At 67.8% G+C, this 22,313-nt stretch carries 16 protein-coding genes and 1 tRNA gene; 10 read left to right on the top strand and 7 right to left on the bottom strand.

All coding sequences use genetic code 11. The features are described 5' to 3' along the window. Positions 1-46: 46 nt before the first annotated feature. The 3 genes from AVT10_RS16265 (at position 47) to AVT10_RS18795 (ending at position 2,080) form a co-directional block, all read left to right on the top strand. Positions 47-484: a hypothetical protein gene (locus AVT10_RS16265; protein ID WP_066693871.1), complete on the top strand. Its 438-nt coding sequence runs from the start codon at positions 47-49 to the stop codon at positions 482-484. Between the two features lie 236 nt (positions 485-720). After that, positions 721-1,281, top strand: coding sequence for a PepSY-associated TM helix domain-containing protein (locus tag AVT10_RS18800; protein ID WP_232308059.1), 561 nt, complete (start codon positions 721-723; stop codon positions 1,279-1,281). Then, positions 1,226-2,080: a PepSY-associated TM helix domain-containing protein gene (locus AVT10_RS18795; RefSeq protein WP_232308058.1), complete on the top strand. Its 855-nt coding sequence runs from the start codon at positions 1,226-1,228 to the stop codon at positions 2,078-2,080. Before AVT10_RS18800 ends, AVT10_RS18795 begins: the two co-directional genes overlap by 56 nt. A gap of 2 nt (positions 2,081-2,082) precedes the next feature. Here the strand turns inward: AVT10_RS18795 and AVT10_RS16255 are convergent, their stop codons facing one another. The 4 genes from AVT10_RS16255 to AVT10_RS16240 all read right to left on the bottom strand — a co-directional run bounded on the left by AVT10_RS16255 (position 2,083) and on the right by AVT10_RS16240 (position 9,017). Next, positions 2,083-3,054 (bottom strand): haloacid dehalogenase-like hydrolase, encoded by a 972-nt coding sequence (locus AVT10_RS16255; protein WP_066693868.1) that lies wholly within the window; start codon positions 3,052-3,054, stop codon positions 2,083-2,085. Beyond that, positions 3,054-5,102: a phosphocholine-specific phospholipase C gene (locus AVT10_RS16250; RefSeq protein ID WP_066693865.1), complete on the bottom strand. Its 2,049-nt coding sequence runs from the start codon at positions 5,100-5,102 to the stop codon at positions 3,054-3,056. The genes AVT10_RS16255 and AVT10_RS16250 overlap by 1 nt, the downstream gene beginning before the upstream one ends. Before the next feature lie 122 nt (positions 5,103-5,224). Next, a complete protein-coding gene (locus tag AVT10_RS16245) occupies positions 5,225-7,603 on the bottom strand; it encodes a TonB-dependent receptor domain-containing protein (RefSeq protein WP_066693863.1) in 2,379 nt (792 codons plus the stop codon). Between the two features lie 157 nt (positions 7,604-7,760). Then, positions 7,761-9,017 (bottom strand): DUF5690 family protein, encoded by a 1,257-nt coding sequence (locus tag AVT10_RS16240; RefSeq protein ID WP_198158619.1) that lies wholly within the window; start codon positions 9,015-9,017, stop codon positions 7,761-7,763. A 98-nt stretch (positions 9,018-9,115) separates the two neighbouring features. Between AVT10_RS16240 and AVT10_RS16235 the strand changes: the two genes are divergently transcribed. Further along, positions 9,116-10,111: a ligase-associated DNA damage response exonuclease gene (locus AVT10_RS16235; protein WP_066693858.1), complete on the top strand. Its 996-nt coding sequence runs from the start codon at positions 9,116-9,118 to the stop codon at positions 10,109-10,111. Between the two features lie 451 nt (positions 10,112-10,562). Here the strand turns inward: AVT10_RS16235 and AVT10_RS16230 are convergent, their stop codons facing one another. Beyond that, on the bottom strand, positions 10,563-11,264 hold the full coding sequence (locus AVT10_RS16230; protein ID WP_126014038.1) for a hypothetical protein: 702 nt from the start codon (positions 11,262-11,264) through the stop codon (positions 10,563-10,565). Between the two features lie 275 nt (positions 11,265-11,539). On the opposite strand from AVT10_RS16230, the gene AVT10_RS16225 reads away from it, so the two are divergent. From AVT10_RS16225 to AVT10_RS16205, 5 genes are all read left to right on the top strand, one after another. Continuing rightward, positions 11,540-11,974 carry a DUF3576 domain-containing protein gene (locus AVT10_RS16225; protein ID WP_066693854.1) on the top strand — a complete coding sequence of 145 codons (435 nt, stop codon included), beginning with the start codon at positions 11,540-11,542 and terminating at the stop codon, positions 11,972-11,974. A gap of 10 nt (positions 11,975-11,984) precedes the next feature. After that, positions 11,985-14,480 carry a leucine--tRNA ligase gene (gene leuS / locus AVT10_RS16220; RefSeq protein WP_066693852.1) on the top strand — a complete coding sequence of 832 codons (2,496 nt, stop codon included), beginning with the start codon at positions 11,985-11,987 and terminating at the stop codon, positions 14,478-14,480. Beyond that, entirely contained in the window at positions 14,477-14,962 is a 486-nt protein-coding gene (lptE, locus tag AVT10_RS16215; protein WP_066693850.1) for an LPS assembly lipoprotein LptE, read from the top strand. The genes leuS and lptE overlap by 4 nt, the downstream gene beginning before the upstream one ends. Continuing rightward, complete coding sequence (holA, locus tag AVT10_RS16210; protein ID WP_066693848.1) at positions 14,959-15,963, top strand: DNA polymerase III subunit delta; 1,005 nt, start codon at positions 14,959-14,961, stop codon at positions 15,961-15,963. The genes lptE and holA overlap by 4 nt, the downstream gene beginning before the upstream one ends. 85 nt (positions 15,964-16,048) lie before the next feature. Then, a tRNA-Leu gene (locus tag AVT10_RS16205) sits at positions 16,049-16,135 on the top strand. A gap of 46 nt (positions 16,136-16,181) precedes the next feature. Here AVT10_RS16205 and AVT10_RS16200 read toward each other — a convergent pair. Continuing rightward, positions 16,182-17,708, bottom strand: coding sequence for a hypothetical protein (locus AVT10_RS16200; protein ID WP_066693845.1), 1,527 nt, complete (start codon positions 17,706-17,708; stop codon positions 16,182-16,184). Beyond that, on the bottom strand, positions 17,705-19,411 hold the full coding sequence (locus AVT10_RS16195) for an Hsp70 family protein (protein WP_066693842.1): 1,707 nt from the start codon (positions 19,409-19,411) through the stop codon (positions 17,705-17,707). Before AVT10_RS16195 ends, AVT10_RS16200 begins: the two co-directional genes overlap by 4 nt. A 149-nt stretch (positions 19,412-19,560) precedes the next feature. Between AVT10_RS16195 and AVT10_RS16190 the strand changes: the two genes are divergently transcribed. Beyond that, entirely contained in the window at positions 19,561-22,299 is a 2,739-nt protein-coding gene (locus tag AVT10_RS16190) for a TonB-dependent receptor (protein ID WP_066693840.1), read from the top strand. Positions 22,300-22,313: the final 14 nt, after the last annotated feature.

Raw genomic sequence — 22,313 nt, 5'->3', positions numbered from 1 at the left:
CAGCAACGCAAATGACAAGCGCTTCCGCCTCCGGTAGAAGAACGCGGTGGCAATCCTCCGACGCCTGATCCTGACCCATAAGGCAGCGGCGCTGCTGGCAATCGCCATCGCGTTAGCGATGAAGGCGATCGTGCCAGCGGGGTTCATGCCCATGCTGGTCGAGGGGCGCGTTGTTATCGCGCTGTGCCCCGGCAGCAGTCCAGCTGTAACGATGGCCCACCCCGCCGCCATGGCCTATCATGAGATGACGGCCGTACAGCACGGCGGCCACAGCAAACCCGACACCCCCCAACACGACAACAAGCCACAACCCTGCGCCTTTGCCGGATTGACCGCGCTGTCGCTGGCGGGGGCGGACCCGGTGGTGTTGGCGGGGGCCATCGCCTTCGTCCTGGCGCTGGGGTTGCAGATCGTCGTTGCGCTGCCGACGATACGGCCCGCCCGGCTGCGGCCGCCGTTGCGCGGGCCGCCTGTGATCGCCTGACATCGTCCGGTGCGGTTGGCCTCGTCGCTGCTGGCGGCGGGGCTGTCGCGCTGCTGTCTGGACGGAGTGCCGCACGCCGCTTTCGGTCGTGCGCAGGCTCCCAGCGATCATCAGGAACACCCTGTCATGCCACCTCACACGGCCGCGTCTGCGGCCCCATCTTGCCGTGCGCCGGTCGCGTCGCGGCGAACGCGCCGGCCCTATGGACCGCTCCATCGCCCACCGGGAGGCCGGCGATGAGCGATCCGCGCCTTTATCGCACGATCTGGCGCTGGCATTTCTATGCCGGGCTGATCGTCGCACCGTTCCTGCTGATCCTGAGCATCACGGGCACGATCTATCTGTTCAAGGACGAGCTGAACGATGCGCTGATGCCCGATCTGCAGATCGTCGCGCCGGTCGCTCGTCCGCTCCCGCCGTCGCGGATGATCGCGGCGGCGGTGACGGCGGTCCCTGGCGTGCCGACGCGGATCGACCTGCCCGAGGCGCCGACCCGTCCGGCAAAGGTGTGGATCGATGCCGCAAGCGGCGAGCCGCGACAGGTGATGGTCGACCCGGCATCGGGACGGGTGCTGGGCAGCTATGTCTACGCCCATACGCTGGTCGGGTTCGCCGACGTCATGCACGGGTCGCTGACCTTCGGGCCATGGGGCGATGCGGTGGTGGAGCTGGCGGCGTGCTGGGCGCTGATGCTGATCGCGTCGGGGCTGTTCCTGTGGTGGCCCGCGCGGGCGGCGGTCGATGGCGGGCGTGTTGTGGCCGCGGCTGCGGGCGCGGGGCCGCGTGTTCTGGCGTGACCTGCATGCGGTGACGGGGGTGTGGAGCGTCGCGCTGATCGCGTTCCTGCTGCTGACCGGGCTCCCCTGGGCGGTGGTGCAGGGGCCGCTGGTGCGCGGCGCGTTCACCGCGATGGGCATCGGTAACGAGGCTGCCCGCTTCGACCGTGTCTCGCCACGCAGCACGCCGATGGCGACGCTGGGTGGCGTGCCGTGGAGTCAGGAGACCGCTCCGATGACGGCATCCGACCCCGCCCATGCCGAGCATGGCGGCGGCGGGCATCACGCCGACGCGGACGATGCGGCGGTCGCCGGCGCCGACGCGATCGCCGCGAAGGCACAGGCGGCGGGGATCACCGGGGGCTATCGCCTGTACCTGCCGTCCGGCCCGACCGGCATCTACACCGTGATGGTCACCCCCCGGCATCCCGAGGGACAGCGCACGCTGCAATATGACCGCTGGTCGGGGCGATTGTTGTGGGAGAATGGCTGGAACCGCTACGGCATCGGGGCGAAGGCGGTCGAGCTGGGCGCGCAGATCCATATGGGCCGTTATTTCGGGCTGCCCAACCAGCTGCTGATGCTGCTGCCATGCATCGCCATCATCCTGCTGGTGGTCAGCGGCGTGACGATGTGGTGGCGCCGGCGCCCCAGGGGCAGGCTGGCCACGCCACCGCCGGTCAGCGGGGCACGGCTGCGCGGGGCGATCACGCTGCTGGCCGTGGCGGGCGTGTTCCTGCCGCTGTTCGGGGCGTCGCTGCTGGTGCTGGCGGTCGTCGACCGGATCGTGGCGACGCTGCGCCGACCCGCGGTCGCGTGAGGTCAGTCGACCGGCGCCAGCGCGCGCCGGTCGACATCGATCCAGCGGTCCTTGCCCTCGCCGCCGCGTGCGTCGCGCATGGCGCGCAACCGCCGGGTGGTCGGCGCGTCATGGTCCATCCACAGCCGCACGCCACCCGAATGAAACAGCATCGCCCAGTCGCTGCCGCTGTCGCCGGCGACCAGCATCGGGCGGCGGACCGGGTCGATACAGGCCATGATCGCGGCGACCTTGCCCTCCTGCCACGGGAGCGGGGTCCAGAGCGTCGTCATCGGCGTGAGCGCGGCGCGGGCGGACCAATAGCCGGGGCGGGCCGCCGTCCCCTGCGCAATGTCGCGCCGCGCGGTCGAGATCTGGCCGGCGGCATCGCGCAGCAGCATGGTCGTGCCGATCACCCGTTCGGGCGGGATCGACAGGCCGTAGCGCGGGTCGGACGCGACCATGCGCACGACCTCTTCCTGCGACGCGCTGACGATATAGACCGCGACGCCACGTGCCTTCAGCGCCGCGATCAGCGCGCGTTGTGCGGCATAGATGCGGGGGGCTTCGATCGTCTCGTCCACCTGTCGCCCGTCGCGGACATAGCGGACCGGAATGCCGCCACGATGGGCGAGGAGAGCATCGAAGCGCTGTTTCAGAACGCCCAGCGGTTGCCCGGCAAAGACCTGCGCGCTCCACGGCAGGCACAGCTTCGCATCGAAATCGCACAGCCGCCGATAATAACCGTAGAGGCTTTCGCCCGGATCGAGGGGCATGGGGCGCAACTCCGGCGGCAGGCGGTCGACCGACAGCCAGCCCTGCTGTTCGAAGAAGGCGATGCCCGCTTCCTCGATATCGCTGCTCCACAGCGTCCCGTCGGCGTCGAACACGGCATAGTCGCCGGGCCGGGCGGCGGCGACGGCGCGGTCGAGTTCGGCCTGGACCGGGGCGGGCCATGGCGTTGCGGCGGCGAACATCAGCGCGAACAGGAGCATTACGACAGGCTTTCGACAAAGGGATCGCTGACGCTCGCTTTTCCCGCACGGTCGTGGCGCCCGGTGATGCGGCGGCGCCACGCGGGATGGTCCGCATGGGTCAGCGTCAGGTCATACCAGCCGAGCGCCTGTTCGAGCGACCAGCGGTGGCGGCCCGTGCCAAGCGCTTCCTCGGTCGCGCCGCCGCCGGGGGTGAGGCGACGCAGGCGCAACCCGGTGCCCGGCGTGATGACGGCAAGGCCGGCGTCGCCGACCGTCCAGGCGACCGGCGGCACCGTGTCGCCCCGCGTGCCGACGAAATGGCGGTGGAAGCCGTTCGGCCCCAGCACCCACAGGTCGTACCGACCGTCCGCGTCGAACGGCCAATGCCCCTCGATCCGGCTGCCTGCCCCCACGACGTAGCGACGCGGCGGGTGGTCAAGCGCGTGCCGGTCGTAGACGTGGAACACGGCGCCCGCGCCATCGGCGGCGAAGCGCAGGGTCAGGCCGGTATCGGCGACGCGCTCGGTCGCCTCCAGGCGATAGGGCAGCGCGCGCGAGCGGCGGACGCCCGGTTCCTGCCATGGCGCGGCGGCGGGCGGGGCGGGGGGATCGACCTGTCCTTTCAGTGCGGCGGCGCGCCGCGCGTCCGCGCCCGGATCGGGCAGGCGCGGCGCGGCGGTGTCGCTTGCCGCAAAGTCGAACGCGCTGGTCAGGTCGCCGCAGATCGCCCGCCGCCACGGCGCGATATTGGGTTCGTGAAACCCGAAGCGCGTTTCGAGGAAGCGGATGACCGAGGTGTGGTCGAAGGTCTGCGAATTAACCCAGCCGCCCCGGCTCCACGGCGATACGACATAGAGCGGCACGCGCGGGCCGAGGCCATAGGGGCGACTGCGATACTCCGGCAGGTCGATGTCCTTGTCGCCGATGCTCGGCATGTCGTGATAGGCGCCGGCCAGATCGACGGTCGATCCGCCGAGCAGCTTGCCGTCCGTCCCGCGCGACGGCGGGGCGGGGGGCGGAACGTGGTCGAAAAAGCCGTCATTCTCGTCGAACATCACCAGCAGCACGGTGCGCGCCCAGACCTTCGGGTCGGCGGTCAGCGCGTCGAGGATGCTTGCGACATAGTCCGCGCCCTGTGCCGGGCTGGAGGGGCCGGGATGTTCGGACCCGGCGGCGGTGGCGATGACATAGGACACTTGTGGCAGGTGGCCGGCGAGCACGTCGGCCTTCAACTGCTCGGGGCCACGCGTGGTCAGCGCCCGGTCCTTCAGCTCAGCATCGCCGCGCCCGGCATGCGCCTCGCGAAACGCCGCGAAGCCGGCCAGCGGATTGTCGGTGAAGTTATCCGCCATGTCCTGATAGATGCGCCAGTCGATGCCGGCCGCCTGCATCCGCTCGACCGTGGTGGTCCAGCGATAGGGATCGGGGGCGCCGCCCTGATCGACGAAATTGTCGTGCGAATTGCCGATCGCCGGGCCGCCATGGGTGCCGGCGGGGTCGTTGGTGCCGGTCCACAGCACCAGCCGGTTGGTGTTGGTCCCGGTCTGCGTCGCGCAATGATAGGCGTCGCAGATCGTGAACGCCTCGGCCAGCGCGAACTGGAAGGGGATGTCGGCGCGGGCGTAATGCCCCATCGCGCGCGGGTGCTTGGCCTCGGGCCAATGCGCCATGCGGCCTTGGTCCCATGCCCGCTGTGCATCGGGCCAGGCGTGCGGCGTGCCCTCCATCCGCATCAGTTCGAACTGACGGCGGGTATCGAGATGGAAGGGGCTGGTGACGCGCGGACCGCCCGGCGCGGTGCGGTCGCTCTGTTGCCAGACAGTGCCGCCGGGCGTCGGGATCGGGAAGCGGTCGCCGAACCCGCGCACCCCGCGCAACGTGCCGAAATAATGGTCGAAGCCGCGATTTTCCTGGCACAAGATCACGACATGCTGGACGTCGGCGATGGTGCCCGTGCGCCGGTCGGGCGCGATCGCGGCGGCACGGGCGATCGACGCGGGCAACGCCGCCGCCCCGACAAGAGCGGCACCGGTGGACAGGAGGGTGCGGCGTGACAGGTCGACCATAAGGGTACTCGATAGCTTGTCGTCGTCCCCGTGCAGGCGGGGACCCATGGACGCTGACGTAGCGGCGCAATGCGAAACGTCGGCGGCAACGGATCCCCGCCTGCGCGGGGATGACCGGTAGGTCAGAAGTCGAACGTCAGCGCCGCCGTGACCGTGCGCGGCGTGCCGAGGAACGCCGACCCGCCGTCCGCGCCGGCCAGGTAGCGCCGGTCGGCAAGGTTGGTCGCCTGCACCGTCAGCGACATGCCCTTCATCACCGCATTGACCTCGCCCAGGTCGATGCCGGCATAGGCGTCGACCGTGGTGAAGCTGGGCGCGGTCGCATCGCCGTCGCTGCCGATGAAGCGGTCGCCGACGAACTTGGCGGCTGCGCCGACCTTGAACACGCCGCGGGCATAGTCGGCCGCCGCGACCCACATGTTGCGGGGGCTATTGATGACCTGCCGCCCCGGCGTCACGCCGATATCGGCGTCCTGCGCGGCATTGCCGGTGCCGATATAGGTCGCGTGGTTGTAGGTATAGTTGCCCGACAGGGTCAGCCCCTGCGTCACCCGGTACGCAAGCGCCGCCTCGATCCCGCGGCTCTTGATCCCGCCGACGTTCAGATAGACGCTGTCCTGCTCCTCCAGATAATCGATGCCGGTGACGAGGTTCGCCGAGATCGACTGGATGCGGTTGTTGAACTTGATGTCATAGGCGGTCAACGACGCCTTGACCCGCGGCGTCGAATAGCGCGCGCCGATTTCGATGTTGTTCGCGGTTTCGGGCTTGATGCGGGCGATCACCTCGCGCGGTTCGCCGAGCGGCCCGTTGCCGATCGCGGCGAAGTTCTGCGAATAGCCGGCGAACGCCTCCAGCCCGTCGATCGGCGCATGATAGACGATGCCGGTCGAGATCAGCGGGCGGCTGTTCGAATTCAGCTCGGTCACGGCACGGCCGTTCAGCAATTCGGCGCGCCGCTGGTCGAGGAAGAACTGCTTCACCCCGAACCGCGCGGTGAGCGGGCCATAGGTCACCGCGTCCTCGACATAATACATGATCTCGTCGAGGTCGTAGTCGGTGCTGAACTGCTGGTAATAGGGCTTGCCGTCGAACGCCGGGCCGACCAGCGCGTTGGTGATCTTGTGCCAGTCGCGCAGCTGGTTGGCACGGCCGCGTTCCCACCACAGGCCGCCGCGCAGCGTGTTCTGGAACGCGCCGAAATCATGCGTCCACGCCGCATCGGCGGTCAGGCCGCCACGGTCGTTTTCATAATGGGTGTGGCGGTACGACATGACCGGGGTCGACCCTACCGCGTAGCAGCGGGGCGCATAGACCGCCGGGATCGCCGCCGTGCCGGTGCAGCCGGTGAGGAAGGTCGCCTTCGCACCGGTCGGGTCCACGAAATAATAGCGGCCGAGATTGCCGCCGCCGATCACGGTCGGCTGGCTGCCGGTGAACTCGCTTTCCGGGTTGCCGGCGCCGTCGTTGCGGACATCGACCAGATAGGGCGGTGCGAAATCGCCGCGCCCGCGCATGCGGTGATAATAGCCCGCACCCGACAGCTTCACTTCGCCCAGATCGGTCTCGCCACGCAGATAGGTGAAGAAATTGCGGCGCAGCGCGCGCGAGGTCGAGCGATAGCCCTGGTCGATGTACGGAATGCCGGTCCAGTTGTCGGTATAGGCATCGTGGTTCGGATCGTTGGCGAACATTTCGGGGCTGACCGACCCGAATTCCGCTTCGTCGGCATCGTCATAGCTGACCCAGCCGGTCAGCTTCACCCGGTCGATATGGCTCACGATCTTCGCATCGACATGATCGCGGCGCGTCTCGCCCGATCCGCCGATCCAGTCCTTCACCCGGCTGGTCGAGGCGCTGACAAAGGCGCGGGTGTCGCCGGCGAACTGGCCGGTATCGACCCGGCCATAAATCTTGCGCGCGCCGAAATCGCCGCCGGCCAGCGTGAAGCGATAGCGGGTGTCGCGCGTCGGGTCGGTGGTGACATAGTCGAGCGTGGCGCCCAGCGCCTCGTTCGAGCGCGACGAGATGTCGGCGGTGCCCTGCGACACGGTCACCGTCTTCAGGTTCAGCACGTCGAGATAGCGGTTGGCCCGCGATCCGCCACCATAGCCCGAACCGCCATTGGGCAGGCCGTCGATGGTCGAGCCGATCTGCTGGCCGCCGCCGCCGCCCGAGCTGAAGCCGCGGATGCTGATCGAGGTCGCCCAGTCGGACGAACCGAACGCGTCGCCTTCCGCCACGAACACGCCGGGCAGTTCCTTGATGACGTCGTTGACGCTGGTCAGGGCCGACTGGCGGTCGAGCATCGGCTCGGTCACCTGCGTGTTGGCGAAGGTCGTCGCGCGGCCGGTCACGACGATCTCGCCGCCGCTGCGTGCCTCGTCCTGCGTGCCCCCCGACACTTCGGCCGTCGCCGCATCGGCCGGAGCCGTCTGCGCATGGGCGTGCGTCGTCCCCGCCGCGATCGCCAGGATCGCCGCACCCGTGATGAACTTCATGATGTCTCCCTTGGCGGGCGTGCCGCCTTGTCCCGGCCGTTGTCCGACCCCGGACGCGCCTTTGGCGGGAATTGATGACGCGTGTGTGACATTTGATGATATTTGCGGAGTAACGTGAATAATTGGCGGAGTGATCTGTCACATCAACGCAATATCATCATTTGTGCAGCGAAAATCGTCGCCAGAACCACAGACCCGACACGGTCGCCCCGCCGCCCAGCATCAGGGCGGTCGTCAGCGTCGCGCTGGTGAAGAAACCGAGCCACGGCGCGCGATTGTCGGCCAACTCACGCAACAGCATCAGCGCGACGCTGCCGGCATAGCCGAACGAATCGGCGAGATAGATCAGGAAGCCGGCATTGCCCGGCGACTTGCCCAGCGCCATCATCCGGTCGAACAGCACCGCGCTGAACGGGGCATAGGCGCTGTAGATGCCGATGCCGATCCACACCGTCCACGCGACCGGCCCGATCCAGCCGAGCCGGAACAGGAGCGTCGCGCCGCCCAGTGCCAGCGCGCCGAACAGGATCGCGCCATGGATCGCCAGCAGCGCGCGCAGATTGCTGCGGATCGTCGCCAGCATCGCCATGCCGATCAGCACCACGATCGTTACCGGCACTTCGGTGATCGAAAACATCGCCGCCGGCGCGCCGTTGCCGAGATCGCCCCAGATTTCGGCGGCGAAATTGTCGCGAAAGTCGCGCAGGCCGGTCAGCAGCGTATAGCCGAGGATCAGCAGCGCAAGCGGCAGGGCGTGCGCGCGGACATAGGCGCGGCGTGCCGGGCCATCCATCGCCACGCGCGTCCCGCGCGCCGCACGATCGGCGGCATCGGGCGGCGGGGTCCGCGCCAGCACCGCCAGCGCGGCGACGAGGACCGGCGCGAACACCAGCCCCGTCACTGCCGGCATCCAGAAGGGTGACAGCCCGTGCTGGACGAGCAGCGCTCCCGCCGTCCGGGTCGCGCCCGACGACAGGATGAAGCTGGCGGTCAGCATCGCCGCCAGCATTTCCGACACGCGCCGCCCCTCCAGATAGCGAAAGACGAGGCCCCAGATCATGCCGAGCGGCAGGCCGTTGAGGAACAGGCATAGCGGCCCGGCCCAGGCGGGTAGCAGCGCAAAGCCCAGCAGCGCGAGCCACGCCGCACCGATCAGCGACAGGATCAGCCGCGCCCGCCGGTCGGCGCGGTGCTCGGCGACCACCTTCACCCCGACCATCTTCGACAGGGCATAGCCGACCGCCTGCGCCAGGATCAGCGTCGCCTTGTAATCCAGCAACTGCCACAGCGGCGCCTGATCGGCGAAGGCGACCGCCATGACCGGTTTGCGAAAGGCGTACATCGCGAAATAGACGCAGAACGCGGCCAGCCCCGCCGCGAACAGGGGCACACGGGAAGGGGCTGGCGTCGACAAGCTGCTGACAATCGCTACGAAACAGCTGCGCTCCTAGGGCACGGATATGTCGGTTCGATGACCTTGGCACTGGCGTCCCCACGCCCCATGTCGACCCCATGGCCCTTGCCCGATGGATCACCCCGCATCCCAGCGGCATTCACCTGCCCGCGATCGACGTCTGGATCGATCCGTCGGAACCGGTCGAACGTGCGCTCGTCACCCATGGCCATGCCGATCATGCGCGTGGCGGGCATGGACAGGTCTGGGCGACGCCGGAGACGCTGGCGATCATGGCGACGCGCTATGGCCCGCAAAACGGGGTGCCGATCGCCTATGGCGAGAGCATCCGCATGGGCGACTACGACATATCCTTCGTGCCCGCCGGTCATGTGCTGGGATCGGCGCAGATCGTGCTCGACCATGGTGGCGAACGCGTCGTCGTGTCGGGCGATTACAAGCGCCGGCCCGATCCGACCTGTGCGCCGTTCCAGCCGGTGCCGTGCGACGTCTTCGTGACCGAGGCGACCTTCGGCCTGCCGGTCTTCCGCCATTCCGAAACCCGCGACGAGATCGACAAGCTGCTGGCGGCGCTCCGCATGGAGCCGGAGCGTTGCGTGCTGGTCGGCGCCTATGCGCTGGGCAAGGCGCAGCGGGTGATCGCCGAGGCACGGGCGATGGGGTTCGACGACCCGATCTACCTCCACGGTGCAATGCAGCGGCTTTGCGACCTCTATGTCGAACTGGGCGTCGATCTGGGCGAACTTCGTCCGGTCGCGAGCGCTTCCAAGGCGGAGTTGCAGGGCCGCATCATCGTCGCACCGCCTTCCGCTTTGGGCGACCGCTGGTCGCGGCGGCTGCCCGACCCGATCACCGCGATGGCCAGCGGCTGGATGCGGGTTCGCCAACGCGCCCGGCAGCGCGGCGTCGAACTGCCGCTGATCCTGTCCGACCATGCCGACTGGGACGAACTGACGGAGACCCTGACCGAAATCGCGCCGAAGGAGGTGTGGGTAACCCACGGCCGCGAGGACGCGCTGGTCCATTGGTGCATGACCCGCCAGATCAAGGCCCGCGCGCTCGACCTAGTCGGCTTCGAGGACGAGGATGATTGAGGGGGCGGGGCAGCGGTTGGGGCCGTCGCTTAGGTTCCCGGCGGATCGCCTCAGACGTTCGGACAGGATGGATCAGCGTGCGGCAGCCACGATGACGCCCTTACGCGCCTGATGGGACTTAGACCGGTCACCCCACCGTCACCCCGGACTTGATCCGGGGTCCCGCTTCTTCTTCTCCGGTCGACGGAAGGCGAGCCCCCGGCTCAAGGTCGGGCTGCCGGGCAGGCGGATGTCGCGCCATCAGCCATTTCGAAATCTTACGAAAGAACGGCCGGTCGACCGGAAATCAACCGAACCACGCCCCCACATCCGGGGCGCGGCTAACTACGATGCCCGTACCGCGCCTATCGACCAGCATCAGCATCTACGAACAGCCGACCCGCAAAACGGCCCGCTTCGATCACCACTTACGGAAAGCTCGCTCCGGCAACGCCCGAAACGCCGTCCCGCCTCAGAACCGGAACGCCGTCCCCACATAGATCGCCTGCCCCTCGCGGCGATCCGGCGACACGCGCAGCATCCGCTCGCGGTCGGTGCGGCTGCGCATGCCCGCGGTCACGTCGAGGTTGCGGGTCAGCTTCAACGATCCGCCGCCATCGAGCGAATAGCCCGAGGTGTCGGTGATCATCTTCGGCTGGTCGGTCAGCGCATGGTCGACCGTCAGCGGCGCGCGCGTGCCGAACTTGCGCGCCGAATAGCCCATGCCGACGGGATCGCGGCTGCCCGGCTGGGTGCCGAGATCGAGTCGGGTCAGGTCGCCGATCGCGGCCAGCCGCTTGCCGCCGACCGATCCGCCCAGATTATAGGTGACGGGGTTCAGCGCCAGCGTCGGCGTGACGGCGGCGACACGGTCGGTCGGGCGTTCCGCCTGCATGGTCGCGCTGCGGACCGCGGCCTTGATCGCACGGCTGCCGATGACGGCGCCTTCGGACGGCGTGAACTGGAACCCGGTCGGGTTCAGCGCGGTGCGCGACAGCGCAGCGGCGAGTCGCGGGTCGGCCGAGGCCGGCGTGAACGAGCCGAAGCCCGCCAGCGGCATGCGGTCGAGATCGAGCTTCTTGAGGACACGCGGCGCGCGCTGTTCCTGCGCGAACAAGGCAGGCGACGCACCAAGCCCGGCGGCGATCATCGCCCCCAGTCCAATGCCAGCCAAGATCCTGCCACCCGTCATGTCAAACCTCACTCCCCGCTAATCGCGATATCATGATTCGGTTTCCCGTATCCACCGCCTCCGGTCGCTTTCCCGGCTAGTGTTGCATCGAACACACATATTTGTCCGACCAAAGCGGTGGCGGGCCGGAACGGGGCGTCGGCGGGCCGATTGCGCACCCTTGCCGGTGCGGATCACCAACCCGCTTGCCGCGTCCGCGCCACCTCCTATAGAAGCGGGCCGAACTGCCATATTGGCCTGTAGTCAAGGAACCGCCGATGAACCGCCCGCTGCTGATCGCGTTGCTGGCAACGCTTGCCCTGCCGATGGCCGCGTGCAGTGGCGGCAAGGGCCGCGTCGCGGGCGACCTTGCCGCATCGAAGGTCACGACGATCGGCGTGAACAGCTATCTGTGGCGCGCTAGCCTCGACACGCTGTCGTTCATGCCGATGGCGCAGACCGACTCGAACGGCGGCGTCATCGTCACCGATTGGTACGTCAATCCGGCGGTGCCGACCGAACGCACGAAGGTGACGGTCACGATCCTCGACCAGGACCTGCGTGCCGACGCGCTGCGCGTGGCGCAGATCCGCCAGGTGAACCAGGGCGGCCAGTGGGTCGAGGCGCCGGTGACGGCCGCCACGGTGCAGAAGCTGGAAGATATCATCCTGACCCGTGCGCGCGACCTGCGCCGCGGGGCCATCACGGGCTGATCCGACGACCATGACTCCGCGTTTTTCGCCGGCCGAGGCCGATGCCCGCTGGCAGGCGGCATGGGATTCGGCGCAAACTTTCGTCGCCGACGACCACTCGCCCAAGCCCAAACGCTATGTGCTGGAGATGTTCCCGTACCCCTCGGGACGCATCCATATGGGGCACGTTCGCAACTATACGATGGGCGACGTGCTGGCGCGCTTCCTGCGGATGACCGGCCATGAGGTCCTGCACCCGATGGGGTGGGACGCGTTCGGCATGCCCGCCGAAAATGCGGCGATGGAAAAGAAGGTCCATCCCGGTGAGTGGACCTATGCCAATATCGCGGCGATGAAGGCGCAGCTGAAGCGGCTGGGCCTCGCCTTCGACTGGTTGCGTGAGTTCGCCACCTGCGATCCCGACTATTACGGCCACGAACAGGCGCTGTTCCTCGAACTGCTCAAGGGCGGGCTGGTCTATCGCAAGGAGTCGGCGGTCAACTGGGACCCGGTCGACATGACCGTACTGGCCAACGAACAGGTGATTGATGGGCGCGGCTGGCGCTCGGGCGCGCTGGTCGAGAAGCGCAAGCTCAGCCAGTGGTTCCTGAAGATCACCGATTTCGCCGACGACCTGCTCGCCGGCCTCGGCACGCTCGATCAATGGCCCGACAAGGTCCGGCTGATGCAGGAAAACTGGATCGGCAAGTCGGAAGGGCTGCAATTCTCCTTCGCGCCGGTCGCGCCGTTCGATCAGCGGATCGAGGTCTATTCGACCCGTCCCGACACGATCTTCGGCGCCAGCTTCGTCGCGATCGCCGCCGATCACCCGATCGCGCGGGCGCTGGCCGACGCCAAGCCGGACGCCGCCGCGTTCATCGAGCTGTGCAAGCAGGGTGGGACCACCGCGGCCGAGCTGGAAACCGCGGAAAAGCTGGGCTTCGACACCGGCTACCGGATGCAGCATCCGTTCGCTGCGGGCGTCGAACTGCCGGTCTATATCGCGAATTTCGTGCTGATGGACTACGGCACCGGCGCGGTGATGGGCGTGCCGGCGCATGACCAGCGCGACCTCGACTTCGCGCGCAAATATGGCCTCGACGTCCGTCGCGTCGTGGCTGACGGCGACCTGACCGATCCGGTATTCGATGGCAGCGAAGCCTATACCGGCCCCGGCCGCCTCGTGAACTCCGACTTCCTGAACGACATGGACGTCGCCGCTGCCAAGCGCGCGGTGATCGACCGCGCCGAAGCCGGCGGTTGGGGCAAGGGCACGACCGTGTGGCGCCTGCGCGACTGGGGGGTGAGCCGCCAGCGTTACTGGGGCACGCCGATCCCGATCGTGCATTGCGGCGCATGCGGCGTGGTGCCGGTTCCGACCGACCAACTGCCGGTCAAGCTGCCCGAGGACGTGTCGTTCGACATCCCCGGCAACCCGCTCGACCGCCATCCGACCTGGAAGCATGTCGATTGTCCGTCGTGCGGTGCACCGGCGCGGCGGGAGACCGACACGCTCGACACCTTCGTCGATTCGTCCTGGTATTTCATCCGCTTCGCCAGCCAGCCCGACGACAAGCCGTTCGATCGGGCGGTCGCCGAAAGCTGGCTGCCGGTCGACCAGTATATCGGCGGGGTCGAGCATGCGATCCTCCACCTGCTCTACGCACGCTTCTGGACCCGCGCGCTCAACCATGTCGGGCTGATCGACCTGAAGGAGCCGTTCGCCGGCCTGTTCACGCAGGGCATGGTGACGCACGAGACGTACAAGTCGGCGGACGGCCGCTGGCTTGCGCCGTCCGAAGTGACCGACGGTATCGAAACCGCGACCGGTGATGCGATCACCATCGGCCGCGTCGAAAAAATGTCGAAGTCGAAGAAGAATACGGTCGATCCCGAACCGATTCTCGATCGCTACGGCGCCGATGCCGCGCGCTGGTTCATGCTGTCCGACAGCCCGCCCGAACGCGACCTGCCGTGGAGCGAAGCGGGGATCGAAGGCGCCGAACGCTTCGTCAAGCGCGTGTGGAAGCTGGTCGCGAATCACACGGCCGGCGGCACCAGCCCGGAGGCGCTGACCCGCGCTGTCCATCGCACGATCGCCGGCGTCGCGGACGACATCACTGCGCTCCAGTTCAACAAGGCGGTGGCGAAACTCTATACGCTGCTGGGCGAGGCGGAGAAGGCGAAGGGCATGTCGGACGCTGACATGGACGCGCTGCTGCTGCTGGTCAGCCCGATGATCCCGCATCTGGCGGAAGAGGCCTGGTCGCAGCTTGGCCGCCCCGGGCTGATCGCCGATGCCGCCTGGCCGCTGGTCGATGCGGCGATGCTGGTCGAGGCGGAATCGACCATCGCGGTGCAGGTCAACGGCAAGCTGCGCGACACCATCGTGCTGGCCAAGGGTGCGCCCAAGGAAGACGCCGAGGCCGCTGCCCTTGCGAGCGAGAAGATCGTCCGCGCGCTGGAGGGCAAGGCGCCGCGCAAGGTCATCGTCGTGCCCGACCGTCTCGTGAACATCGTCGCATGATCCGCGCCGCCGTCCTCGCTGCCGCGTTCCTATTGGGTGGCTGCGGCCTGCGCCCGCTCTATGCCGGGGGCGAGGGCGGGGTGGTGCGCCAGACGCTATCAGGCGTCGAGGTCGCGCCGATCGCCGGGCAGAATGGCTGGCTGGTCGCCAATGCGCTGCGCGACCGGCTGCGCGCCGAAGGGCCGGCGCGCTACCGGCTGGAGATCAAGCTGGACGATGACATCACCGGTCTGGGCGTGCGGCGCGACGATTCGATCACGCGCGAACGGCGGACGCTGCGCGCGCGCTATCAGCTGATCGACCTGTCGAACGGCGCTGTGACGCTCGACGCGACGGCGGGGTCGGATGCCGGGATCGACGTGGTGCGGTCCGAATATGCGACCATCACGGCGGAACGCTCGGCGCTCGAACGGCTGTCGGTGATCGTCGCGGACCAGATCGTGACGCGGATCGCGCTGAACCTGCCCAAGAACGGCTCGTGAAACTCCGGCCCGAGCAGGTCGCGGCCAAGCTCGACCGGCCCGGCCCCGATATCCGGCTCTACCTGTTCCACGGTCCCGACACGGCCGGCGCGCTGGCGCTGGCCGCGCGACTGGCGAAGGGCGTGGGCGAAGGGGCCGAGCGGGTCGATATGGACGGCGCGATGCTGAAAGGGCGCCCCGGCCTGCTCGCCGACGAATCCGCGTCGATGTCTCTGTTCGGCGATGCCCGCTTTATCCGCGTGACCGGCATGGGCGAGGAATCGGTCGAGGCGGTGACGCTGCTGCTCGCCGCCGAACGTGCCGGCAATCCGGTCGCCGCCATCGCGCCGACGATCAAGGGCACGTCGAAACTGGTGAAGCTGGTCACCGCGTCGCTCAACGCGGTTGCCGTCGCCTGCTACGTGCCCGATGCGGCGCAGGCGGCGAAGCTGGCGGTGGCGATGGCGCGCGACCATGGGTTGCGCCTGCTGGGTGACGTGCCCGACCGGCTGGCGGCGGTGACGGCGGGCGACCGCGCGGTGCTGGCCAGCGAGATCGAGAAGCTGGCACTCTATCTCGACGCGTCGCCCGAACGGCCGCGCGATGCCGATGGTGAGGCGTTCGACGCGATCGGCGCGTCGATCGCCGATGCGGAGATGAACGGCATCGTCAGCGCGATGATCGCGGGCGATGCAGCCGCGGCCGCGCTGCCCGAAATGCCCGGCGGACCGATCCCGCTGTTGCGCGGCGTCGCCCGGCGGCTGTTGTCGCTCGCCGAAATGCGCGCCGAAATCGATGACGGCGAAAGCGTCGACCGCGTGATGGAGCGCCACCGCGTGTTCTTCAAGGAACAGGCCGCCACCGCGCAGGCGCTGCGCCGCTGGGACGCGCCGCGCCTCGCCCGCGCTCTGGAACGGGTGCGCGATGCGGAGCGTGCGGCGCTGTCGGGCAGCGGGCTGGGCGAAGTGATGACCGCTGCCGAAGCGATCGCCATCGCCCGCGCGGCGGCGCGTGGGCGATAATGCATAAAAGCATTTGCACGACCGCAAACGCGCTGCTAGGGGCACGCTCCTGCCAGCCAAGGGGGCGACCCCAAGGTGTTCACGTGCGGTCGTGGCGGAACTGGTAGACGCGCAACGTTGAGGTCGTTGTGGCCGAAAGGCCGTGGAAGTTCGAGTCTTCTCGACCGCACCATTTCCCGTTCCGTGATCGGAACGGGGCTATCTTGAAATCGGTATCTTTACTGCAACTGGGTTTGCTGCTGTTTCACCACCAACGGCTGCAGATTGCGTAGCAATTCCATCCCCATGCCGTTCTGTGCCGCAAGGCCCGCCTCGCGCAGCGCGATCTCCAGCGTACAGCGCGCGGCCATATCCTTGTCGTCGCGCAACACCTCCCGAACCCGGGACACCGGCCATCCGGTCCGCTTCGCGACATCGTCGATGATCGCACCGGGTACGGTGAACCGCTGTTCGCCATTCGGCGACGGATAGTTGTTGGTATGCAGGATCACCTCGCGCAGCAGCGCGCGCTGTTCCTCGCGCAGCGGTTCGGGCAGCGGGGCGGGGTCGACCGCGACAGTGGCGGACGGGCAGGCGGCGGGCGACCGCTGTTGCAGGATGCGCATCGCGGCGAGGTCGAACCGGGTGAGCCGCACCAGCAGGTCGTCGGGCAGCTGGCTCATGCCCGCTCGCAACCGCTTGTCGGTCAGCTTGCCGATGATCGCGCTGTTGGTGACCGGCTCGCCACTGCCACCTTCCGCCGGTTTGGCGTTGGCGACTTCGAAAACGATATCGACCGCCAGACCGGGATTGATCTTCTGCAACTCGGCCAGGTCCCTGCCGGTCAAGGTCTGCGCGATATAGTTTGCATCCGGCTCACGGGAGGGCTGCGACCACCAACTCATGCCGATCCGCGCCGCGACGACGATCAGGATCAGCGCGATCCACACCCGCAGCGAAATGCGCGGATTGTCCTTCGGCGGCGTGCGGCACTGGGCGACCCTGTCCGGGTCCAGCCACTGTTCGGCGGCGGGATAGCGTTCGCGAATGACCTGCAGCAGTTCGCCCGTCCGTGGATCGTGATTGAACCATTTGAACGACGCGTCCCGCTCACCCGACAGGCGTTGCCAGGCTTTGTGGAACCGATGGTCGGGCTGCGACACCAGATGCGCGAATCGCGTCGCGCCGATCCGTTCGACGATGGCGTGCGCTTCTGCCGACAGGGCGTAGTCGTTCCGCCGCTCGATCCAGCCGAACACCGCCGCCGCCGGTTCGAGCAGCGGGTCGGAGCGCGGGATGCTGGCCGCCAGCGTTTCCGCGAACCAGCGTTCGGCACCCGTCGCGAAATCCAGGTTTTCAAGCCGCGGATCGGCCAGCAGTGCGCAGCCGTGACGGTCGATTTCCGCCAGTTCCTCTGCGGTGGGTGCCGCATCGTGGCCGGGGAAGAGCAAGGCCTCGAGCGCGTGGAAATGCGCGTTCATCGCCTCGGCCAGTGCGTCGACTTCCGCCTCCGGCTCTTGCTCCAGCGTGAACTCGGTCATGGGGGCGAGCGGAGCGTCGGGGAGATCGACGGCCGCTATGTCCATGTCCGCCACTGGGTCGGCCACCTGTGCCAGCGCAGCGTCGCGAGCGTCGCGCAGTGCCTCGAACGCGTCGGGGTCGGCATCGACGTCCATCGCCTTCAGCCGCGCGGCATAGGCGCGGCGGATTGCGCCGCGATCGCTGGTCGGATCGCAGTCGAGCGTGGCCCAGATGCCGCGCCTCACAAGAACCGCTCGCCTTCGATCTGGTCGAGCGCCGCGCCGAACGCCGCCCGCGCCTGTGCGATCATCCGTTCGTCCTGTGTCGCCAGCGCGCTTTCGAACTGGCCGAGCATATGGCCGATCGCCGCGCGGGTATCGCCCAGAAACGCCTCATAGGCGCGCCGGGCACGCGCCAGCAGCGCGGCGTTGACCGCATCGTCGCGCGGATGGACCTTGAGCGCCGCCAGCGCCGCGCGGCGCTTTTCCAGCTCGACGGGATCGGGCGCGTCCTCGTCGTCGACGATCACCAGATTGCGGGTCATGCCCGTTTCCGGCACCGCAATATCGACCTCCAGCAGCCCCGAACTGTCATAGCTGAAGCGGCATTCGATCGAAACGGTGCCGGCGGCGCGGGGCGGCACAGGGACGGTGACCTCGCCCAGCTTGACGTTGCCCGACACCTCGCGCGCTTCGCCCTGATAGATGCCGAAGTTCACCTTGCGCTGCTGGTCGACGACGGTCGAAAAGCTCGACACGCGGCTGATCGGCACCGCCGAATTGCGTTCGATGATCGGCGAGAACAATCCGTTGCGAAAGCCGCCGCGCCCGTCCGGCTCGCTGGTGTCGACGCCCAGCGTGAACGGACAGACATCGGTCAGGCGGATTTCGTCCAGCCCGGCATCGCGCGCCAGCAGCCCGGCCTGCACCGCCGCACCCATCGCGACGGCATGGTCGGGATGCACCGTGGCCGCGGGAAAGCGGCCGAACATCCGGGTGACGGCCCGGCGCACGACCGGCATCCGCGTGGCGCCGCCGACCAGCACCACCTCCGACAAGGTGGCGGCGACGATGCCGCTGTCGCGCAGCGAGCGCAGCACCGGTTCGCGAATCCGCGCCAGCAGCCCGGCGGCATGCTCCTCGAACGCAGCGGCGGTGACCGGGGCGGTCAGCGCCGTGTCGTCCACCGTTACCGTCAGTTCCGCCTCGTCCGCTTCGCTGAGCGCCCGCCGGCACCGCTCCGCCGCCTGCGCCAGCAGCGCCGCCGAACGGTCGGGCGGCAGCTTGCCCAGCACGCCATCGGGGTCGAGCACCGGGCGGGCGAGATCGATCAGGCAGTCGTTGAAATCGTCGCCGCCCAGCCGGTTGTCGCCGGCCGATGCCCGCACCTCGATCACCCCGTCGAACATCTCGACGATGGATACGTCGAACGTGCCCCCGCCCAGGTCGAAGACGAGGAACGGTTCGCGGTCGCCGCGGTCGGCAATGCCATAGGCGAGCGCGGCGGCGGTCGGTTCGTTGATCAGGCGTTTGATCGGCAGCCCGGCCAGATCGCCGGCGCGCCGTGTCGCCTTGCGCTGGCGATCGTTGAAGTAGGCGGGTACGGTCACGACCGCGCCGGTCACCGTTTCGCCGGTGAACGCCTCGGCATCGCGCTTCAGGCTGGCGAGGACCAGTGCCGACAGTGCCTCCGAATCGAAGTCGCGCTTCGCCAGCCGTGCGGTTTCACGGGTACCGATTCGGCGCTTGAAACTGGTGACGGTCCGGTCGGGATGCGTCGCCATCCGGTCGCGCGCGGCGCGCCCGACCAGTACGGCATCGTCGTCGCCGATGCTGACCGCCGACGGCGTCAGAAACTCGCCCAGCGCATTGGGAACCATCACGGGCTGGTCGCCCTGCCACACGGCACAGGCGCTGTTGGTGGTGCCAAGGTCGATGCCGACGATCATGTCCCGCCTCTTGTCGTTTCGCGATCGATGTAACGTGTGGTGTGCCGGTGGCAACGCCCGATGGGAATCGCGGCGTTAACCAACTGGTATCCTCCTGTCCCGTAAGGATTCATGCTGAGGACGATGGGTCCGGGGGGGGGACACGTAAAATGCGTAAAAGCGGGATATTGCTGGCGGCGACCGCATGTGTGACCGTGGCGATGCCGGTGTCGGCGCAGGGCCTGCGCGGTGTCGTGCCGTCGGCCGGGGACAAGACCGACGGCAAGCCAGCCGAGGAACAGTCCGCCAACACCGCCGATATCGTGGTGACCGCGACCCGCCGGTCGCAGCGCCTGTCCAACGTGCCGATCGCGGTCAGCGCCTACAGCACCGCCGCGCTGCAAAATTCGGGCGCGACCGACATCCGCCAGATGGCGCAGCTGTCGCCGTCGCTGATCGTATCGTCGACCGGATCGGAAGCGAACGCGACCGCCCGCCTGCGCGGCATCGGCACGGTCGGCGACAATCCCGGCCTCGAAAGCTCGGTCGCGGTGTTCATCGACGGCGTCTATCGCAGCCGCACCGGTTCGGGCCTGAACGACCTGGGCGAAGTCGAGCGGATCGAGGTACTGCGCGGGCCGCAGGGCACGCTGTCGGGTCGTAACTCCTCGGCCGGCGCGATCAGCATCTACACCAAATATCCCTCGTTCGATTTCGGCGGCTATGGCGAGGCGACGTACGGCAATTTCAACGCGGTCCGCCTGGCGGGCGCGCTGACCGGCCCGATCGTCAAGGACAAGCTGGCGTTCCGCGTCGATGGCGTGTTCGGCAAGCGCGACGGCTTCTACCGCGATGTCGTCAACGACACCGATTACAACGACCGCAACCGCTATTTCGTGCGCGGGCAGCTGTTCTTCAAACCGGTCGACAATTTCTCGGTCCGGCTGATCGGCGACTATACCTATCGCGACGAGAAATGCTGCGGCGCGGTCTATCTGAACACGCAAGAAAAGCTCGATCCGACGCCGGGCGTCGAAGGCGACTATGTTCCCGCCGCGCAGAACCGCATCGTCGCCATCATGCGCAGCCTCGGCGCCGTGCTGCCGAGCGACGGCGATCCGTACAACCGCCAGATCGCCAATACGCGCGGTCGTGCCTATTCGAACGTGACCAAGGATTATGGCGGCTCGGCCCGCATCGGCTGGACCTTCTCCAACCTGCAGCTGATCTCCATCACCGCCTATCGCGAATATAAGGCGGGCGGTGCGGCCGATGTCGATTACGGCAGCCTCGACATCGCCTATCGCCCCGATGACGGCAACGCCTATCGCGAGTTCCGCACCTTTACCCAGGAAACGCGGCTGAGCGGCGGGCTGTTCGGCAACCGGCTCGACTGGATGGTCGGCGGCTATTACGCCCATGAAAAGCTGGAGGTCGCCGACAATCTGCGCTTCGGCGCCGATTTCGGTGCCTTTGCCGCCTGCCGGGTGGTCGCGACGATCAACCCGCTCGCTGCCCTGCGCGCGCCGCGGGCATCGGGGTGCCTCAGCGCGGTCGGACGTGCCGCGCTGACCCCGGCGGTCGGGCCGACGGTCATCGGCGGCATCGACCGGCTGTCGACGTTGAATGACCTGGGCAGCATCCGCGACCTGTATGACCAGACCAGCAGCAACTATGCGTTCTTCACCCACAATATCTTCAAGGTGACCGATACGCTCAGCCTGACCGGCGGTCTGCGCTATACCCATGAATCCAAGCAGCTGGACGCCAGCTTCGTGAACAACAACACCGTCTGCCCGGCGCAGCAGGCGGCACTCGGGCCGTTGCTCGGCAGCAGCAACGCGACGCTGCGGTCGCTGGCGGTGGGCATCATCACGCTGACCTGCACCGGCAATTCCACCGCCGCGCTGACCGGCGTGCCGATCCGTGATTCGCTGACCGAGGGGCAGGTGACCGGGACGACCGTGCTGTCGTGGAAGCCGGCGCCCAGCACGCTGCTCTATGCGTCCTATGCGCGCGGCTACAAGGCGGGCGGCTATAATCTCGACCGGTCGGACCTGTCGGCAACCGTGTTCGCGACGCCGACCGCCGCCAGCGCGTCCAACCTGCGCTTCGACCCGGAAACGGTGCAGGCGTTCGAAGTCGGCGTGAAATACAGCTCGGCGAAGTTCACCGCGAACCTCGCCGCCTTCCATTCGGCGTTCCGCAATTTCCAGCTGAACACCTTCAACGGCACGAACTTTATCGTGCAGAATATCAGCGCCTGCGCGGACTCGCTGGGCGGTGCGGATCGCGACAATGATCCGAACACCGGCCGCTGCACCGGAAAGGTCGGCGCGGGTGTCGTGACGCAGGGCTTCGAACTGGAAGCCGGTGCCTATCCCGCGCCCGACCTCGCCTTCAACATCGGCTATACCTATGCCCATACCCAATATCGCCGGAACCTGGTGGGCAGCGAATCGGGCGAGCCGCTGAACAACGCGCTGTTCCTGTTGCCGGGCAACCAGATGTCGAACGCACCGCGCCACACCATCACCAATTCGGCGGTGTGGACCCCGGCGGTCGGCCGTAACCTGACCGCGCTGTTCTATGTCGATAGCCGCCTGTCGAGCGACTATAACACCGGGTCCGACCTGTTCGCCGAAAAGGAACAGGACGGCTTCTTCCTGATGAACGCCCGTATCGGCCTGCGTGGTCCGGAGCAGCGCTGGGCGATCGAGTTCTGGGGTCAGAACATCCTCGACACCGATTATCAGCAGGTCGCCTTCTCCGCCCCGTTCCAGGGATCGGGCAGCGTGTCGCAGGTGACGCGCTTCGGGTCGCCGGCCTTTGCGGCCGGCAATGCGATCACCTCTTCCTACCTCGCCGAACCGCGCACCTACGGCATCACGCTGCGGTCGCGGTTCTGACATGATCGTCCTGC

Source organism: Sphingomonas hankookensis (genome assembly GCF_001619955.1).
Classification (GTDB): domain Bacteria; phylum Pseudomonadota; class Alphaproteobacteria; order Sphingomonadales; family Sphingomonadaceae; genus Sphingomonas; species Sphingomonas hankookensis_A.
The sequence above is the reverse complement of the archived record's forward strand: the minus strand, read 5'-3'. Positions and strand labels throughout refer to the sequence as shown.

Bases quoted from the DNA above. Each gene is read 5' to 3' on its own strand.
- AVT10_RS18800 (WP_232308059.1), top strand. From the start codon at position 721: ATGAGCGATCCGCGCCTTTATCGCACGATCTGGCGCTGGCATTTCTAT.
- AVT10_RS18795 (WP_232308058.1), top strand. From the start codon at position 1,226: ATGGCGGGCGTGTTGTGGCCGCGGCTGCGGGCGCGGGGCCGCGTGTTC.
- AVT10_RS16255 (WP_066693868.1), bottom strand. From the start codon at position 3,054: ATGCTCCTGTTCGCGCTGATGTTCGCCGCCGCAACGCCATGGCCCGCC.
- AVT10_RS16250 (WP_066693865.1), bottom strand. From the start codon at position 5,102: ATGGTCGACCTGTCACGCCGCACCCTCCTGTCCACCGGTGCCGCTCTT.
- AVT10_RS16245 (WP_066693863.1), bottom strand. From the start codon at position 7,603: ATGAAGTTCATCACGGGTGCGGCGATCCTGGCGATCGCGGCGGGGACG.
- AVT10_RS16235 (WP_066693858.1), top strand. From the start codon at position 9,116: ATGGCCCTTGCCCGATGGATCACCCCGCATCCCAGCGGCATTCACCTG.
- AVT10_RS16225 (WP_066693854.1), top strand. From the start codon at position 11,540: ATGAACCGCCCGCTGCTGATCGCGTTGCTGGCAACGCTTGCCCTGCCG.
- leuS (WP_066693852.1), top strand. From the start codon at position 11,985: ATGACTCCGCGTTTTTCGCCGGCCGAGGCCGATGCCCGCTGGCAGGCG.
- lptE (WP_066693850.1), top strand. From the start codon at position 14,477: ATGATCCGCGCCGCCGTCCTCGCTGCCGCGTTCCTATTGGGTGGCTGC.
- AVT10_RS16195 (WP_066693842.1), bottom strand. From the start codon at position 19,411: ATGATCGTCGGCATCGACCTTGGCACCACCAACAGCGCCTGTGCCGTG.
- AVT10_RS16190 (WP_066693840.1), top strand. From the start codon at position 19,561: ATGCGTAAAAGCGGGATATTGCTGGCGGCGACCGCATGTGTGACCGTG.